At 61.4% G+C, this 16965-nt stretch carries 13 protein-coding genes; 7 read left to right on the forward strand and 6 right to left on the reverse strand.

Going from position 1 to position 16965, the window contains the following annotated elements; all coding sequences use genetic code 11:
• Positions 1–76: 76 nt before the first annotated feature.
• Positions 77–814 carry a VIT family protein gene (locus ACFRFQ_RS29580; protein WP_378665147.1) on the forward strand — a complete coding sequence of 246 codons (738 nt, stop codon included), beginning with the start codon at positions 77–79 and terminating at the stop codon, positions 812–814.
• Positions 815–863: 49 nt separating this feature from the next.
• Here ACFRFQ_RS29580 and ACFRFQ_RS29585 read toward each other — a convergent pair whose 3' ends face one another.
• From ACFRFQ_RS29585 to ACFRFQ_RS29595, 3 genes are all read right to left on the reverse strand, one after another.
• Complete coding sequence (locus ACFRFQ_RS29585; protein WP_378665148.1) at positions 864–1754, reverse strand: universal stress protein; 891 nt, start codon at positions 1752–1754, stop codon at positions 864–866.
• Positions 1755–1803: 49 nt separating this feature from the next.
• Positions 1804–3339, reverse strand: a complete 1536-nt coding sequence (locus ACFRFQ_RS29590) for a CHAD domain-containing protein (protein ID WP_378665149.1) — start codon at positions 3337–3339, stop codon at positions 1804–1806.
• A gap of 77 nt (positions 3340–3416) precedes the next feature.
• Entirely contained in the window at positions 3417–4316 is a 900-nt protein-coding gene (locus tag ACFRFQ_RS29595; protein WP_378665150.1) for a pseudouridine synthase, read from the reverse strand.
• A gap of 197 nt (positions 4317–4513) precedes the next feature.
• On the opposite strand from ACFRFQ_RS29595, the gene ACFRFQ_RS29600 reads away from it, so the two are divergent.
• The 3 genes from ACFRFQ_RS29600 to puuE are packed head-to-tail and all read left to right on the forward strand — an operon-like array spanning position 4514 to position 7680.
• Positions 4514–5758, forward strand: a complete 1245-nt coding sequence (locus tag ACFRFQ_RS29600; protein WP_378665151.1) for a DUF6986 family protein — start codon at positions 4514–4516, stop codon at positions 5756–5758.
• A 4-nt stretch (positions 5759–5762) separates the two neighbouring features.
• Positions 5763–6755 carry an allantoicase gene (gene alc, locus ACFRFQ_RS29605; RefSeq protein WP_378665152.1) on the forward strand — a complete coding sequence of 331 codons (993 nt, stop codon included), beginning with the start codon at positions 5763–5765 and terminating at the stop codon, positions 6753–6755.
• Positions 6756–6765: 10 nt separating this feature from the next.
• Complete coding sequence (gene puuE, locus ACFRFQ_RS29610) at positions 6766–7680, forward strand: allantoinase PuuE (RefSeq protein ID WP_378665153.1); 915 nt, start codon at positions 6766–6768, stop codon at positions 7678–7680.
• Between the two features lie 17 nt (positions 7681–7697).
• On the opposite strand, the gene ACFRFQ_RS29615 is transcribed toward puuE, so the two are convergent.
• The 3 genes from ACFRFQ_RS29615 to ACFRFQ_RS29625 all read right to left on the reverse strand — a co-directional run bounded on the left by ACFRFQ_RS29615 (position 7698) and on the right by ACFRFQ_RS29625 (position 10849).
• Positions 7698–8426 (reverse strand): aspartate/glutamate racemase family protein, encoded by a 729-nt coding sequence (locus ACFRFQ_RS29615; RefSeq protein WP_378665154.1) that lies wholly within the window; start codon positions 8424–8426, stop codon positions 7698–7700.
• A gap of 5 nt (positions 8427–8431) precedes the next feature.
• Positions 8432–10018, reverse strand: coding sequence for an NCS1 family nucleobase:cation symporter-1 (locus tag ACFRFQ_RS29620; RefSeq protein ID WP_378665155.1), 1587 nt, complete (start codon positions 10016–10018; stop codon positions 8432–8434).
• A gap of 105 nt (positions 10019–10123) precedes the next feature.
• The gene (locus ACFRFQ_RS29625; protein ID WP_378665156.1) at positions 10124–10849 is read right to left on the reverse strand and encodes a GntR family transcriptional regulator; all 726 of its coding nucleotides are present in this window, start codon (positions 10847–10849) and stop codon (positions 10124–10126) included.
• Between the two features lie 207 nt (positions 10850–11056).
• On the opposite strand from ACFRFQ_RS29625, the gene ACFRFQ_RS29630 reads away from it, so the two are divergent.
• The 3 genes from ACFRFQ_RS29630 (at position 11057) to ACFRFQ_RS29640 (ending at position 16866) form a co-directional block, all read left to right on the forward strand.
• On the forward strand, positions 11057–13462 hold the full coding sequence (locus ACFRFQ_RS29630) for an ATP-binding protein (protein WP_378665157.1): 2406 nt from the start codon (positions 11057–11059) through the stop codon (positions 13460–13462).
• A gap of 16 nt (positions 13463–13478) precedes the next feature.
• Complete coding sequence (locus ACFRFQ_RS29635; RefSeq protein ID WP_378665158.1) at positions 13479–15839, forward strand: ATP-binding protein; 2361 nt, start codon at positions 13479–13481, stop codon at positions 15837–15839.
• Between the two features lie 178 nt (positions 15840–16017).
• On the forward strand, positions 16018–16866 hold the full coding sequence (locus ACFRFQ_RS29640; RefSeq protein ID WP_378665159.1) for an alpha/beta fold hydrolase: 849 nt from the start codon (positions 16018–16020) through the stop codon (positions 16864–16866).
• The last annotated feature ends 99 nt before the right edge of the window (positions 16867–16965 follow it).

The raw sequence follows: 16965 nt of genomic DNA on the forward strand, positions 1-16965 counted from the left end.
CAAGTGCTTGGTTGGGCTTGGTAGGGCAGGCTCAGATTGCTATCGCAGACGGGGCCGGAACCCTAATCTCAGTGATATGTCCGATAGCGTGCAGGTCGCCGGAGAAGTACCGAGTGACGGGTCCGAACCCCAGATCCCCAGTCTCAACAACCGATTGAACTGGCTTCGCGCCGGCGTTCTGGGTGCGAACGACGGCATCGTGTCCACGGCGGGATTGGTGATCGGTGTTGCCGCTGCGACAACCGAACGTTCCGCAATCTTCACCGCGGGATTTGCGGGTTTGGTCGCCGGAGCGGTGTCCATGGCGCTCGGTGAGTACGTCTCGGTCAGTGCGCAACGCGATAGCGAGCGTGCGTTGCTGAAGAAAGAGAAACGAGAACTGCAGGAAATGCCCGAGCAGGAGTTCGCGGAACTTGTCTCGAACTACGAAGCAAAGGGTTTGAGCACCGAGACCGCCACAAAGGTGGCGGAGGAACTCACCGAACACGATGCCTTCGCGGCGCACGTCGAAGTCGAGTTGAAGATCGATCCGAACGATCTGACGAACCCGTGGCACGCCGCAATCTCCTCGGCAGTGTCCTTCACCATCGGGGCAGCCATCCCGTTGATCGCAATTCTCCTGCCGCCAACGGGAACCCGGGTTCCCATAGCGTTCTTCGCGGTGCTTGTCGCGCTGGCGTTGACCGGCACGATCAGCGCAACGCTCGGCGGCGCCCGCAAGACGCGAGCGATCTTGCGGGTGGTTCTCGGCGGCGCTTTGGCGATGGCCGTGACGTACGGCGTCGGTCAGTTGGTGGGTACCGGGCTCGATTGAGCTGTGCGCCTTTATTAACCGCGGGCGGTTAACAAAGGCGCACAGCAAGTCAGGCGCGAGCGATCATGACCGGGCACGGAGCATGGTGCAGCAGGTTCTGGCTCGTCGATCCCATCACTGCACCGGCCATTGCGCTTCGGCCGTGGCTGCCGACGACCAGCAGTTGGGCGTCGTCGGCGTATTTCAGCATGACCGGTGCAGCCGCGCCGGGTTCGCTGATGCGAGTGACCGGCACGTCGGGATACTGCTCGGACATGCCCGCAAGGTTTTCGGCCAACAATGCGGACTCTTCTTGTTCGACAGCTTCCCAGTCGATGAGGATCCCGGCACCACCTTCACGGAAGGTCGACGCGCCTTGCCAGGTGTGCACCGCGATGAGGGGTGCCTCGAATTCGTCGGCAAACCAGAAAGCATGCTCGACGGCCTTCTTGCTCAACGGACTTCCGTCGATTCCCACGACGACGGGCCGCTGATCAGGCCCCGGGTTCTCGGCGGTCCCCCGCCAGACGGTGACCGGGGAGGTTGCATGGTTGGCAACTTTGAGGGCGGTGGATCCGATCAGACGCGAGCGCAGTGCACCGGCTCCGGTGGAACCCATGACGATCAACCGAGCAGTGGCGGACGATTCGAGGATATGTGTCGTCGGTGGACCCGGAGCGATGTTGGACTCGATGTCGAGGGAAGGGAATTTCTCCGACACAGCGGTGGTCGCCGCGGCAATGATCGCTTCGCCGTCCTCGCGGATCTGATTGAGGAACTGCGACTGCAACATCACGGCGGCAGGACTGTAGATCGGGCCTTCCTGCGGCAGTGCATGTGCCAGGATCAGCCGTGCATTGACCACCTGAGCAACGGCGGCGGCCCATTTCGCGGCACCGATCGACGCTTCGGAACCGTCGACGCCGACAATGATGTCCTGATGTCCGGCAAGTGTGTCCATGCTTACTCCCTCACGCGGTTGGAGATTCGTCAGCTGTTTCGATGATGTTTCATCGCCACAGCGCTGCTGATGATTGTGCTGCTTCCTTCCATGTCTTCTCGAGCAAGGCGGCTTGCTCGTCGGCGATGTCGAGTTCGCGTCGGTACACCATTCCCAGGCTGAAACTGGTGAGTGACGTGTGCTCGTGCTCCGACGCCATTTCCAGAAGGTGGTGACCGGCGACCACGGAATCCTGGTGCTCGCCGAGTACATCCTGGAAGTGGTTGAAATGCTTGAGCGCTCGTTTGGCGCGGTGTTTGTTCGACGGTTTCATCACTTCGATCGCGTACTTCATTCGCTTGGCGCCCTTGCGCGCTCGATGTATTCTCTCGTCGCGGTCCGCGCGTGACGTCGCCTTGGCGACGTTGTCGACTCGTTTGCCGACCTTGTGCGAGAGATGCCGCAAGGTGTTTGCCAATTCCTTGGACGAGATCTTCTTGTCGGCGCGCCGACCGACGGCGTCGAATTCCAGATCGACGACGTACGCGTCGAGGTGATCGAGCAGTGTCAGGTAACGCTCGGAGTTCAGTGTGTCGAGTGCAATTCCCTCGGCGGTTTCTGCTCGCGCAGAGAAGTATTCGTCGATCCGGGCCCGCACTGCCTCTTGTTCGGGCATGTCTATTTCGCTGAGGCGGTCGACGAGTCGCTGCCACTGAACCTCGACGTCGCGAGCATCACCGAACTTGCCGCCCAACCACCGAAGGTCGTCGATGAGTGCATCCGTCCGTGGCGACTGTCCTGCGTATGACTGCAGCGCGCTGCGAATCCGGCGTGCGGCGACGCGAAAGTCGTGAACGGCTTCCTCGCTGCGCCTGCGGGTTCCGAGATCCGCGTCGATGAGTGCGCGGATCTGCTCGATCAGGTAGTTGCGCAGCAGTATACGAGGAGTTGGCGACTTCGTGCTGGTGGCTTCGGGCGCGGAGTACGGCGTGACGGAGGTGCCGAGCGCACGTTTGAGTTTGGACGGACTTTCCGACCGCTCGAGGCCGGCGTCGAACAGCAGGGTTTCGATGGCATCTGCCAGTGGTTGCCCGCCCGCCCCTTGCTCGACCTCGACTTCTTGCCACGTGGACTCTCCGGATCCGTCTGCCTTGCAGGCAATTACGGTGTCGGAAACTACCTCGGCGAGGAGCGTGCCGTCGGCGTCGTTGAGCCTGGTGCGTTCGCGGTCGGTGATGATCAGGGCGACGGGCACCAGGTCGTTACCACGAATGATCGCTCGGACCAGTGTTGACAACGCGTCGGGTACGTCGGTTCCGTCGCCGGGTGGCAGTTGGATTTCGGTTCGGGCATCACCGGTGCCGGGGAGTTTCATGTGCCAGCCGGCGTCGTCGCCGCCTTCACGTTTGCGCAGCGTGATCTTCTCGGCGAGCAACCGGTAATCGGCCGTGTCGAAGTAGGTTGCGGAGAGTTGAATCGAATCGTGGACCGGTGCACCGGCTACCCCGGGTAGGTTGTTCAGCGCCGGAACTTCCTGCTCTGCAGGTGCTTCGTACTTGCGCTCGACTTCCTGGACGGCTCCGGGTACTGCATCGGTCTTGCTCATCTGATCTCCTAGTGCGGTGCGGTGTGTCTTCCGTCCATCCTTCCGGTAACTGCGGCGCAGGGGAAGGGTGAGCGCTCTCAGGTGGGCCAGGCGAGTGTCAGGCGGCTTTCGAATCGGCGGGTTTCGCCGCTGACGGGGTCGTCGAATTCGAGTACTCGCGACAGCAGGCGGAGTGGGTTCGAATAGTCTTCTGCAGCAACGTCGTAAAAATCGGGGTAGAAGTTGTCGCCGTGAATGGGCAGTCCTACCGACGCCATGTGCAGGCGAAGTTGGTGTGTCTTTCCGGTATGCGGGATCAGTCGATAGCGCGCGAACTCGCCGTGCGTCTCGATCAGTTCGATGCGGGATTCGCTATTGGCGTCGCCGTCGATCTCGCGGGCTTTCAGGACTCCGCGTTCCTTGACGATCCGGCTTCGTACGACGGCGGGTGTCACGACGTCGGCGTCGTAGCGGGCGATTGCCTCGTATTCCTTGGAGACGAGGCGATCGGCGAACATCGTCTGGTAGCCGCGCCTGGCCTGCTGGTGCACGGTGAACAAGAGCAGTCCGGCAGTGACGCGGTCGAGTCGATGCGCCGGGCTGAGTTCAGGGAGGTCGAGGTCTCGGCGAAGACGAACCAGAGCGGATTCCGCGATGTAGCGCCCGCGCGGGGTGCTGGCCAGAAAATGGGGCTTGTCGACTACGAGGATGTTGTCGTCACGGTGCAGGATGTCGATCTCGAACGGAACTCGTGTCTCGACGGGCGGGTCGCGGTACAGATAGATGAAGCGGCGAGGAGCAAACGCTGTGTTTTCGTCGATTCCGATGCCCTTCTCGTCGACGACCTCGCGGGCCGCAACTTTCTCCCGCAGTCGCACAGCGTCCTGGGGGAACCGCTCGAGCAGATAGTCGAGCGTGGTTTCCCACGTTCCCGCGTCGGGTTGGCGGATGCGGCTGGGGTTGAGGCCGTCGCGGACGGGGAGCGGAGATCGAGACACATCTTCGACGGTAGCGCTCTGGCCGGGTATTCGAGCCATCCGCGGCAGATAAGGCCTGGACAATCGGGAATCGAGCTTGTGACGTCGAACACCGCACAGTGCTGACCAGCACGTTCGGCTGTTCGTGTTACGCGTACGAGTGCCGCCGTAACCTGAACGAAACTGCGAGCTAACCGAAGGTCTGCGACTATTGGTCGATGACCGAGCCTCACCTTCCCGCAGCTGTTCACGACAGATTGGCACAGTTGCTCGACCCCGTAGATTCGAGACTCGAAAGCCAGTACCCGGGCAACCGCGACGAGATTCAGCCGGTGCACACCGTGTACGTCAGCGCTGCCGACGCCGGTGTCGACACTCCGCGGTCGTGGGGTGCGCAGGCAATCGAACTACTTGATGCCCACGTTGATGTCTTTGCCGATCTCGACGCCGAGAATGCACTCGATGATGTTCGTGTTCTGTTGGGTGACAAACCCGTCCAGGACTTGCGCATCGATTTCGAGGACGGGTACGGGCGACGCGCGGACCAGGAAGAAGATGCTGCCGCGCGGAACGCGGGTCGGACCCTGGCAGCGATCGGTCAGGATCCGCACGGCCCGAGTTGGTGTGGCATCAGGTTCAAAGGGATGCCGGCGAGTGAGCGTCGGCGATCCATTCGCACTCTCGAACTGGTTCTGGACGCAGCTGGGGGAGTGCCGGCGGGGTTCGTCTTCACCGTTCCCAAACTTCGTGCGGTAGAGCAGGTTACAGCGACCGTTCTGTTGTGCGAGGAGCTGGAGAAGGCTCACGGGTTGGCAACGGGATCACTTCGGTTCGAGCTGCAGATCGAAAGCCCGCAGGCCGTAATCGCTGCGGACGGAACCATTGCGGTTGCGCCGGCGATTCATCGCAGCGAAGGTCGGCTGACCGGGTTGCACTACGGTACTTACGATTACAGTGCGGCTTGCGGAATCGCGTCACGCTTTCAATCGCTCGAGCACCCCGTTGCCGATCATGCCAAAGCAGTGATGCTCGCCGCTGCCGCGCAGACCGGGGTGTGGGTGTGTGACGGTTCCACCCAGATTGCCCCGGTGGGAACGCCGGAGATGATCCACGACGCCATCACGCGACACCATCGACTTGTCCTGCGATCGTTGGAGCGCGGCTACTACCAGGGCTGGGACATGCACCCGGGGCACCTGGTGACGCGATGGCTCGCGACGACGAACTTCTACCGCAGCGCTTTGACCGCCGCGGCGCCGCGAATTCAGGCCTACCTCGATCGCCAAGGTGGGAGCGTGATGGACGAGCCGGCAACAGCGCAGGCCTTGGCCGCCGTTGTCCTGCGCGGGTTGGACGCGGGCGCCTTTGCCGAGGCCGGCGTCCTCGCTCTCGCGCCCTCTGCCGACACAGCCTCGCTACGAAGCTTGGTGGGACGCACCACTGTCAACACAGGAGTGAACTGAATCTATGACTACCACTGATTTCACCGCTTATCCCGATCTGGCGTTGCGGACGCTCGGCGGCGCTGTGATCTGGGCGAATGACGAAGCCTTTGCTGAGCGCGAAGCGCTGATCCGACCGGGAAAGGCCGGATACCAGCCCGCGACGTTCGGCCACAAAGGGCAGGTCTACGACGGTTGGGAAACCCGTCGACGTCGAGTCGCCGGCCATGACGAGGCGATTGTTCGACTCGGTGTTCCGGGCGTCGTCCACGGCGTCGTCGTTGATACCGCGTGGTTCAAGGGCAATTACCCGCCCGAGATTTCGGTCGAGGCGATCAGCGTCGACGGGTATCCGGATCCGGCAGAGTTGGCGGACTCGGCCGAGTGGCAGACGATTGTCGAGCGCTCCGCAGTCTCCGGTGACTCGGAGAATCCGTTCGACGTGAGCTCGGATCAGCGCTGGACCCACGTCAAGCTCACCATCTACCCGGATGGCGGGGTGGCACGCTTCCGCGTGCACGGTGAGGCGCGTCCGGATCCGCGCTTCCTCGATGCCGGGCCGCTCGACCTTGCGGCGCTCGAGAACGGTGGGCGAGTCACGGACTGTTCCAACATGTTCTACAGTTCACCGCAGAATATTCTGTTTCCCGGTAGGGCAGCATCGATGGGTGACGGCTGGGAGACAGCGCGCCGCCGCGACGACGGAAACGATTGGGTACAGGTGCAACTCGCGGGAGAGGGCTCGTTGAGTTTTGTCGAGATCGACACGTCGTACTTCCTGGGCAACGCTCCCGGCGCCGGTGCACTGACCGGACGCACGTCCCGCGGCGACTGGATCGAACTGTTGCCGCGCACCACGTTCCGCCCGGATACACGTCATCGCTTCCTGATCGAGAACGACGTCCCGGTTACCGATGTGCGCTTGGACGTCTTCCCGGACGGCGGACTCGCGCGGTTGCGTGTTTTCGGAACTCTGACGCCCGCGGCTCGGGCTGTGCTCGAGGGTCAAGAGCGGTAAAGTTGTTGCCATGAACAACTATCCGCGTGACATGGTGGGGTACGGGAAGAACCCACCCCACCCGCATTGGCCCGGCGATGCGCGGATTGCGGTCCAGTTCGTGCTCAACTACGAAGAGGGCGGTGAGCGTAACGTCCTCGACGGTGACGATGTCTCGGAGACGTTTCTGTCGGAAATGACTCCGGCGGAGGCGTTCCCGAACCGTCACATGAGTATGGAATCGCTGTACGAGTACGGATCTCGCGCCGGATTGTGGCGAGTTCTCGGCATCTTCGAGCGACGAGAGCTCCCTCTCACGATATTTGGGGTGGCGCGGGCCCTGCAACGTAATCCTGAGGCAGTCAGCGCTTTTGGTGAACTGGGGCACGAGATCGCGTGTCACGGATTGCGATGGTTGTCGTATCAGTCGGTGGACATCGAGCGTGAACGCGCGGATATGGCCGAAGCCGTCGAGATCCTGCGGGACTTGACGGGGTCAGCCCCGCTCGGGTGGTACACGGGCCGAGATTCACCGAACACCCGCGAGTTGGTTGTCGAGCACGGCGGATTTGTCTACGACTCCGATTCGTACGCCGACGACCTGCCGTACTGGGTCGACGTGCCCCGCGGAGACGAGTCGGTGAAGCATCTGGTCGTGCCGTACACCCTCGACACCAACGACATGCGATTCGCTTCTCCGGCAGGTTTTCCCAGCGGGGACCAGTTCTTCGCCCATCTGCGTGACGCCTTCGACGTGCTGTACGCCGAGGGCGCTGCCGGGGCGCCGAAAATGCTCTCGGTCGGGCTGCACTGCCGCATAGTCGGTCGCCCCGCCCGCGCTGCGGCCCTCGAACGTTTCCTCGACCATGTGCAGTCACACGAGAAGGTGTGGATCACACGCCGGATCGATATTGCTCAGCACTGGAAGTCTGTGCATCCGGCGTAACAAAGCATCCGGTGTGGCTAGAGTTCGTACGGCGCCAGTATGCCCGTGTAGGACTTCGGTATCGGGCGTGCAAATTCGCTCCGCTGGCTGGTCGACAGGCCGAGGGTAACGAGGGACTGAACCATCGTGGTGGCGGCTGCGACGCCGTCGACGACTGGCACCCCGAGTTCGTCGGACAGGGAGCGGCACAGATCAGCCATTCCCGCGCAGCCCAGCACTATCGCATCCGAGCCGTCCCGATCCAGGGCGTCGAAACAGGCTTCCAGGATAACCTTTCGGGAATCCGGATTCTGATCCAGATCGAGTACCGGGATCTCGCTCGAGTGGACTCCGAGACAATGCCGAGCCATGCCGTAACGCTCGACCAAATCGGCTGCGCGACCACGGGTTCTGCCGAGCGTAGTCACGACGGAGAACCCGCGGCCGAGAAAGCTGGCGTAGTGCATCGCCGCTTCGGCGATCGCGACAACCGGGCCGGTAGCCAATTCGCGAGCGGCGTCCAATCCCGGATCTCCGAAGCAGGCGATGACGTACCCGTCGACGCCGGCCATCTCGCCGGCTGCGATTTCGGTGAGAATCCCTGGAACGCTGAGTGCTTCGTCGTAGTGGCTTTCGATGGACGCCGGACCGGTTGCGGGGCTGACCGCGTCGACGAACGTGCCCGGGCCTGCAACGGCCCGGGCACATTCCTCGATCTTGGCGGTCATCGCCCACGTGGTGTTGGGGTTGATCACCTTGATCTTCATGATGGTCAGCCGACCTCGGCGGGTTCGGGGGCAGGTACGTTCTTGACCGCGAGCGACGTGCGGGTGGCCAGTAGGTAGTAGACGGCAAATCCGAGTCCGCAGCCGATGAACCAGCTGTACTGTGCCGCCGTGTACATCCCGGTCAGGTCTTTGCCGAGCACCGGCGCCATGGCGACAACGGCGCCCACTACGGTCGCGATGACGGCGGCCGGGTTGTAGCCCTTGCTGTACCAGTAGATTCCGGTGGGCGACATGCTGAACAGTTCGTCCACGATCACCTTCTGCTTGCGCACGAGGTAGTAGTCGGCGATCAGGATGCCGAACAGGGGGCCGATGAACGCTCCCAGAGTTTCCAATGTGTAGTGGATGACGTCGGGGTTGTTGTACAGGTTCCACGGGGTGATGAGGATGGATCCGATTGCGGCGATCATGCCGCCGGCCCGCCAGCTGATCTTCTGGGGGCTGACGTTGGAGAAGTCGAATGCCGGTGAGATGAAGTTGGCGACGATGTTGATGCCGATGGTCGCGATGGAGAAGGTCAGCGCGCCGAGGACGATCGCAAACGTGCTGTCGATACGGGCCACCGTGGCAACGGGGTCGGTGATCAGTTCACCGTAGACCGGAAGTGTCAGCGAGGCAGTGACGACAACCAGGACGGAGAAGACCAGGAAGTTGACCGGCAGGCCGAGGAAGTTGCCCTTCTTGACTGCCGCGAAAGACTTTCCGTAACGGGAGAAGTCGCCGAAGTTGAGCATCGGGCCGGAGAAGTACGAGACCACGAGGGCGATAGCGCCGAGCATGACCGGCACTGCGTCGAAGCCGTCGTACTTGACGTCACCGAGCGTCAGATCGATTGCGCTCCAACCAGCTTTGTAGATGAGGTAGCCGCACAGCATGAACATCACGACGTACACGGCCGGGCCGCAGAAGTCGATGAACTTGCGGATCGACTCCATGCCTCGCCAGAACACGCACGCCTGAAGGATCCAGAGGAGCATGAAACTGCCCCAGCCCAAAGCGGAGAGACCGGCAAATCCGTAGTCCTCGACCACGGCGTACGGCGCGAGGGAGGGGAAGAGCTTGATGAGCACGACATCGAGTGCGGCCGAGGCGAGGAACGTTTGAATTCCGTACCAGGCCACAGCTATCAGGCCGCGGATGATCGCCGGGATGTTCGCTCCGAGAACGCCGAACACACTGCGGCAGATCACCGGATACGGCACACCCGTTGCCTGGCTGGGTTTGGCAACGAGATTGCAGAAGAAGTACACGATGGTGATGCCGACCAGCAGCGCGACCAGTACTTGCCAGCTGGCCAATCCCAGCGCGAAAAGGCTTCCGGCCGTGACATATCCACCGACACTGTGTACGTCGGACATCCAGAACGCAAAGATGTTGTACGACGTCCAGGTCTGCTTGCGTAGTGGCGCCAGATCCTCGTTGGTCAACCGCGGGTCGTAATCGGGTTTGATCAACCCGCTACCGACCGGGTGGCCTGCGGCCTCGACGAGGTCTCCGTGGCCGGGTCCGGTGGGCGGTGCGGCGGTCGCGTGCGCGGCCGTTGCGTGTGTGGTCGGAAGGATATCGGTCATGACAGCTCCTGTGCATCGGGCAGAAGGCCGGGGAAGGTGCACACGCTCTCAGCATCAGTGGTGAAAACTGTGTTGAGAGAAAGATATCCAGCCTGTGTTGCGCAACTATTGCGCGATCGGTATATCTTTTTCGGCGAGGAGACCGGTATCGGTCGGCAGTGTCGCGATCACAGAGTTGAGTCGGTTGTGATGAATCTCGGATGCAGCCAGCAGTGCCCGTGTGTCTCGTCGCAAGAACGCATCGAGCATCGCGGCGTGATCGGACTGAAGGACGGTTCGGTCGACGCCGGCAACGTGAACCATCGGTTGGACCGGTTCGGTGATGTTCCACGCGGCTTCGAACATGTGCAGCAGTCGGTGCATTTTGGACGGTTGTGTCAGTGCGAGGTGAAAGTTTCGGCTTTCGCAGTGGTAGGAGTGGGAGTCGTCGTATCGCAGAGCGATTTCGAGTCGCGAATTCACCTCGACGGCGTGAGCGTGGTCGTCCTCGGTTGCCTGTTCGACGGCAACGCTGAGCGCGGCCGATTCCAGGGTTTCGCGGACTATGTACATCTCTCGTAGTTCTGCAGGTGTCAATTGCGCGACGGTGTAGCCGAATTGGTGACGGTGGTCGACCAGGGATTCGCCGACCAGAGTCTTGAGTGATTCCCGGACGGGGATTCGGCTGACACCGAAGCGCTCGGCGACTTCGGCCAGCGGAATGGGTGTGCCGGGAGGTGCCGATCCGGAGAGGATGACGCGACGCAGCTCGTCGAGGATTGCTTGCTGCGGGCTCCCGGGAGTATCGATCACCAGTTGCGTCAGCAGCACTGATCTACGGCGCGGTGGCATGGGAACTCCCTTCTGGCTCGTTTATGCGTGGAACCCGTATGCGTAGAAGCAGGGTAGAAGCCCAGTGTTGCAGGTACGTGACGGCCACGTAGCAGGCGCGATTCGAAAGAGCGGACTCTCCATTCGTGACCGGCCCATTTGTGAACGGTGCAGACGCGAATGAACGGGGTAACGTTGAGTCAGTTCGAGAAGGAAGTGAGACGGTCGATGGTACCCGCGGCGCGGGGAGCGACCGATCGGCGCGTGGTCGGGAACCTGCCTCAGGAGCTGACCAGTTTTGTCGGTCGCCGACGTGAGTTGTCCGACGCCAGAAAGTTATTCGAAACGTCCCGACTGTTGACCTTGACCGGCGTCGGTGGCGTGGGGAAGACACGACTTGCCATTCGTCTGGCTACTTCGGTGCAGCGAACCTTCCGCGACGGTGTGTGGCTGGTCGAACTGGGCGAGCAGACCGACCCGGAACTCCTCGAGGATTTTGTCGCTGTCACGCTCGGCGTGCGGCCGGCCACGTCGTCGGACCCGCTGCACGCGTTGATCGACTACTGCGCTGATCGAAAACTCTTGTTCGTGCTCGACAATTGCGAACATCTGATCGACGTGGTTGCCAGGTTCGCCGGGACGATTCTGCGATGGTGCGCCGGAGTCAAGATCCTGACAACGAGCCGCGAATCGCTGGGAGTGGGCGGTGAGGTCACGATGCGAGTTCCACCCCTTACTACGCCGGAACTGCGCGATTCGAGCGCCTTCGAAGGGCTGGTTCAGTACGAATCCGTCTCACTGTTTGCAGAGCGTGCTGCGTCGGTCGTTCCGGGGTTCGTGCTGACTGAAGAGAACCAGGGTGCGGTTGTCCGAATCTGCCAGGACTTGGACGGTCTGCCGTTGCCTATCGAACTGGCGGCCGCCCGCCTACGGGGTATGTCTGCGGAGCAGATCATGAATCGGCTCTCAGATCGGTACCGTCTCCTCACCTCCGGTGGCCGAGGTGTACCCAGCCGTCAGCAGACGCTGCGGTTGTCGATCGATTGGAGCTATGACCTGTGCTCTCCGCAGGAACAACAGTTGTGGGGGCGGCTGACAGTATTTTCGGGCGGATTCGAACTCGACGCTGCGGAGGGTGTATGCGGGCAGGACATGAATTCCACCGACTTGCTTGATCTTCTCACCGGGTTGGTCGAGAAGTCCATCCTCATTCGCGACGATGCAGACGGCCAGGCTCGCTACCGCCTCCTCGACCTCCTGCGGGAGTACGGACGCGAGAAGATGGAGATCACGGGCGATTACGACGAACTGCGACGACAGCATCGCGATTGGTTCGAAAGGCTGGTCGTTCGCGCAGAATCCGAGTGGATCAGCGACCGGCAGGCAGCGTGGATCGCCCGTTTGAGCCGTGAACAACACAATGTCAAGGATGCGCTCGAATTCTCGATGTCGTCGGTCCGTGAGGCGCAGTCGGCGATTCGCATGGTTTCCGCCTTGTACAGATTCTGGTTGGCATGCGGCTTGATGGTGCAAGCGCGGCATTGGACTGAGCGAGCACTGAACGCTTCGGGCGGCGTGTTCGATGTACAAGGTTTGGATGTTTTGTGTGTCCACGCTGTAACGCATGCGATGCAGGGGGATCTCGAAGGCGCTTGCGTGCTGGTGGAGAAGAGCAGGCGACTCGCCGAAATTATCGGCGACGCGCATTCGCGGGCACTCGCCGAATGGGTGGACGGGTACGTCGACACGTTCAATGGTGATTTCGATACTGCGTCGACGAAGTTGGAGTCGGCGTTGAGGTTGTTCCGTTCCGAAGGAAACCTCCTGCTCCTGGTAATCGGCTTGGACACTTTGGGAATCGCGTACCTTCTCTCCGGTGAATTGGAACCCTCGGTGCGGTGCAACGAAGAGGTGCTGGCGATCACTGAATCCCGGAACGAAGTGATGTACCAGGCTTATGCGCTGGGCAGCCTTGGTTTGGTGGGCTGGCTTCGGCACGATCTGGAGAGTTCGGCGCAGTATTTCCTGCGGAGTCTTCGAATAATGGACGCCCCGATGAATTCGGCATGGTGCATCGAACCGCTGGCGTGGATTGCAGCGGCACAACATGATTGGAAGCATGCGGCAGTCATGCTCGGTGCCGCTGCAATGTACTGGCAGAAAATGGGTGATCGACTCGCTGGGCTCCCGAGTTTCTTTCATTTCCACGACGCGTCCGTCGAATTGTCCTTGAAAGCATTGGGCAGCAACGCTTTCGATAGGGCATATTATCAAGGATTTGCGATGAGCGAACGGGAAGCTGTCGGGTACGTGCTCGGCCAACAGCGACTCGCCCCGGCCGAATCGTCGACGGGGAGTGCGCACCTCACTCGCCGGGAGCAGCAAGTTGCCGAGTTGGTTGCTCAGGGACTCACGAATCGGTCTATCGCAGAACAACTCTTCATCTCACTGCGCACGGTGCAGGGGCACGTGGAGCACATGCTGACAAAACTGGGATTCACCTCCAGAACGCAGATCGCGGCTTGGGTGGTGTCGAGTGCGCAAGAGCTCGACCAGCGAGTTTCCGGCCACGAGCAGCGGTGGGCGCTTCTCCGTGGGCCGATTCCGGGGGTAACGTTGAATCAGTTCGAGTAAGGAAGTGAGACGGGCGATGGTACCCGCGGCGCGGGGAGCGACCGATCAGCGCGTGATCGGAAACCTGCCCCAGGAGCTGACCAGTTTTGTCGGTCGCCGACGTGAGTTATCCGAGGCCAGAAGGTTGTTCGAGGACTCTCGTCTGCTGACCTTGACCGGCGTCGGCGGCGTGGGTAAGACGCGACTCGCCCTTCGTCTCGCGGCTTCGGTGCAGCGAGCGTTCCGCGACGGTGTGTGGCTGGTGGAACTGGGTGAGCAGTTGGATCCGGATCTACTCGCGGACTATGTCGCCGCGACTTTGGGTGTCCGCCCGGTTTCGTCGTCGGATCCGCTGCTCGCAGTCATCACCTACTGCGCCGATCGGAATCTGTTGTTGGTGCTCGACAGCTGCGAACACCTGGTGGACGCCGTCGCCGGGGTTGCTGGGGCGATCCTGCGTCGGTGCGCGGGCGTGAAGATTCTGGCGACGAGCCGTGAATCGCTGGGGATGGGCGGCGAGGTCACGATGCGCGTTCCCTCGCTCTCGACGCCGGAACAACGTGACCCGAGCTCTTTCGAAGGGCTGGCTCAGTACGAATCCGTTGTGTTGTTCGCAGAACGAGCAGCATCAGTGATTCGGGGTTTCGTGCTGACAGAAGAGAACCAAAATGCCGTTGCCCGTATCTGTCAGGATCTGGACGGATTGCCATTGCCTATCGAACTGGCGGCAGCACGCCTGCGGGGTATGTCTGCGGAGCAGATCATGAGCAGGCTCTCGGATCGGTACAGCCTCCTCACTTCTGGGGGACGAGGCGTTCCCAGCCGTCAGCAGACGCTCCGATTGTCGATCGATTGGAGCTACGACCTGTGTGCCCCTGCCGAACAGCAGTTGTGGGGAAAGCTGACCGTGTTCTCGGGCGGGTTCGATCTCGATGCTGCCGAAGGTGTGTGCGGGCAGGATTCGGGCTCGACCGAGGTACTTGATCTCGTCACCGCGTTGGTCGAGAAGTCCATCCTCATTCGTGAGGAAACCGACGGTACCGTTCGCTACCGTCTTCTCGATCTTCTTCGGGAGTACGGGCGTGAAAAGTTGGAGTCGACGGGCGAACAGTTCGATCTGCGTCGACGGCATCGCGACTATTTCGAGGATCTTGCCGTCCGTGCGGATGGCGACTGGATCAGCAGCAGGCAAGTCGAGTGGATCGCCAGGTTGGGCCGTGAACGGCACAACGTGTACGACGCGCTGGAGTTTTCGATTTCGACGCCTGGTCAGGCGCGGTCTGCGACTCGAATGGTGGCCGCGTTGTACAAATTATGGGTGATCGGCGGCCTGGTTGGTTCGGCGCGGCATTGGGCGGATCGAACCCTGAGTGTCTCCGAGGGAGATCCGGACATCTATCGTGTGGATGTCCTCGCCATAGACGCTGTGGTTCATGCGATGCAGGGCGAGTTCGTGCGCGCACAAGCGTTGGTCGATGAAAGTCGGCGCCTTGCCGAGGCCATGGGAGACGTACGCTCACGAGCCCTGACCGAATGGGCAGACGGGTCGGTCGACACATTCAAAGGCGAATTCGACGCTGCGACAGTGAAGTTGGAATCTGCTCTGACGATGTTTCGGCTTGGTGAAAATCTGCGACACAAGGTAATCGCCTTGGATGCTGTCGGTCTCGCCTACCTGTTCGCCGGTTCCCTCGACCGTGCAGTGGAGTGCTATCACGAGACCTTGGCGATCACCGGGCCGCTGCATGAGGTGATGTATCACGCCCACGCGATGTGTACCCTCGGACTCATCTGTTGGCTTCGAGGCGACCTCGACCGCGCAAGTGGCTATGTGGCACAGAGTCTGCGAACTTCGGATATTGCGGTGAACTCGGCGTGGTGTGTAGAACAGTTGGCCTGGATCGCTGCAGCGCAACGTGATTGGAAGCATGCGGCGGTTCTTCTTGGTGCCGCGGACATGTACTGGCAGAAGGTCGGAGGTCAGTTGGCCGGATTTACGAGCTTGTTGCCCCACCATGACAAAGCTGCAGAGCGCACTCGAAATGCTCTGGGTGACACTGCTTTCGACAAGGAGTTTCGTATGGGATCTGCGATGACCGATGGCGAAGCCGTTGCGTACGCGCGCGACGAGCAGCGCAGCGCCCCGGCTGCATCGTCGACCGAGGCAATTCGACTTACGCGTCGTGAATTGCAAGTCGCAGAACTGGTGGCTCAGGGCCTGACCAATCGCGCTATTGCAGAGCACCTTTTCATCTCGCTGCGCACAGCCCAGGGGCACGTGGAGCACGTGCTGACAAAACTGGGATTCACCTCCAGAGCGCAGATCGCGGCGTGGGTTGTTTCTCAGGCGCACGACGAGGAGTCGCAAGACTCTGCGAGATCCGCGGATCGGTCGTGACGCTGGGAGACGACGTCACCACCGGAAACCGGCTGAACGGTTTCCGGGCCGGCGTCCGGTTCTCCGCTGTCTTCACCGTGAATAACACCAGTTCATCAACACGCCTTCAGGAAACCAGGTACCGATACAGGTAATTCGATCGTCGCTGTGCGCTCGTACGTACGGCAGGGTCCAGAACATGCCTGCCAACGTCGCCAACTCCGACGCGTCGATCGAATGGCGCACAGCCGTGGTCGACTCGCGAAGTGTGGACTACGGGGTAGGCGGGTCGGGCGAGGTGGTCGTTTTCCTGCACGGGTGGGGATTGTCGCCGCGGGCCTATCCCGCAGCTTTTGAATCGCTACTGCGGAGAGGTGTTCGCGTTGTTGCACCCGCACTTCCCGGACTCGGCGGTACCGCAGAACTCGAGCCGAGCGATCGAACGTTCGACGGCTACGCGAAGTGGGTGGGGCGATTCCTGGACTCGATCGGTGTGAGTACCCCGGTAACCGTCGTGGGACATTCGTTCGGCGGCGGAGTTGCCGCCGCGGTGGCGCATGATCGTCCAACTCTGGTGTCGCGTCTGGTCTTGGTGAATGCGGTAGGTGGCGGTGCGTGGTCACACTCGTCGGGGCGGGAGCATCCGATCCACGAGCGTCCGCTGTTGAATTGGTGTGGTTCGGCGATAGCTGAAGCCATCGCAACGTTTCCGGCCCGCGGACCTCTGCAGTTGTTGTTGGACGAGGTAGTTCCCAATGCAGTCCGCAACGGTGGTTCGTTGTGGCGCACGGCGAACCTGGCAAGGACGGCTGATCTCATCGCCGTATTCGAAACGCTGGCAGAACGTGCGACGCCGGTGTCGATGCTGTGGAGCATCGGCGATCAGGTGATCCCGCGCGCAAGCTTCGACGCGATTCGCACGGCCCTGGTCGATCCCGAAGTCCGCGAAGTCCGTGGCAATCACAACTGGCTGATCGACGACGGCGAACTGTTCGGGCAACTGTTGACGGACGTGCTCTCCGATTCGGATACACAACTTGTCGGGTGACCGATGGCAGATTCGGGTGGTTGTCGCAACGTGCCTGATCATTAACGGGTGATGGTGTTGATGGTGGGTCGTCCTGCGTATTCGCATGAGGTTCGGATG

The sequence above is a fragment of the Rhodococcus sp. NPDC056743 genome (assembly GCF_042790355.1).
Taxonomy (GTDB): Bacteria; Actinomycetota; Actinomycetes; order Mycobacteriales; family Mycobacteriaceae; genus Rhodococcus_F.

What these genes read in the sequence shown, in the direction of transcription:
- ACFRFQ_RS29580 (WP_378665147.1), top strand. Translation starts at nt 77, where the DNA reads ATGTCCGATAGCGTGCAGGTCGCCGGAGAAGTACCGAGTGACGGGTCC.
- ACFRFQ_RS29585 (WP_378665148.1), bottom strand. Translation starts at nt 1,754, where the DNA reads ATGGACACACTTGCCGGACATCAGGACATCATTGTCGGCGTCGACGGT.
- ACFRFQ_RS29590 (WP_378665149.1), bottom strand. Translation starts at nt 3,339, where the DNA reads ATGAGCAAGACCGATGCAGTACCCGGAGCCGTCCAGGAAGTCGAGCGC.
- ACFRFQ_RS29600 (WP_378665151.1), top strand. Translation starts at nt 4,514, where the DNA reads ATGACCGAGCCTCACCTTCCCGCAGCTGTTCACGACAGATTGGCACAG.
- alc (WP_378665152.1), top strand. Translation starts at nt 5,763, where the DNA reads ATGACTACCACTGATTTCACCGCTTATCCCGATCTGGCGTTGCGGACG.
- puuE (WP_378665153.1), top strand. Translation starts at nt 6,766, where the DNA reads ATGAACAACTATCCGCGTGACATGGTGGGGTACGGGAAGAACCCACCC.
- ACFRFQ_RS29615 (WP_378665154.1), bottom strand. Translation starts at nt 8,426, where the DNA reads ATGAAGATCAAGGTGATCAACCCCAACACCACGTGGGCGATGACCGCC.
- ACFRFQ_RS29620 (WP_378665155.1), bottom strand. Translation starts at nt 10,018, where the DNA reads ATGACCGATATCCTTCCGACCACACACGCAACGGCCGCGCACGCGACC.
- ACFRFQ_RS29625 (WP_378665156.1), bottom strand. Translation starts at nt 10,849, where the DNA reads ATGCCACCGCGCCGTAGATCAGTGCTGCTGACGCAACTGGTGATCGAT.
- ACFRFQ_RS29630 (WP_378665157.1), top strand. Translation starts at nt 11,057, where the DNA reads ATGGTACCCGCGGCGCGGGGAGCGACCGATCGGCGCGTGGTCGGGAAC.
- ACFRFQ_RS29635 (WP_378665158.1), top strand. Translation starts at nt 13,479, where the DNA reads ATGGTACCCGCGGCGCGGGGAGCGACCGATCAGCGCGTGATCGGAAAC.
- ACFRFQ_RS29640 (WP_378665159.1), top strand. Translation starts at nt 16,018, where the DNA reads ATGCCTGCCAACGTCGCCAACTCCGACGCGTCGATCGAATGGCGCACA.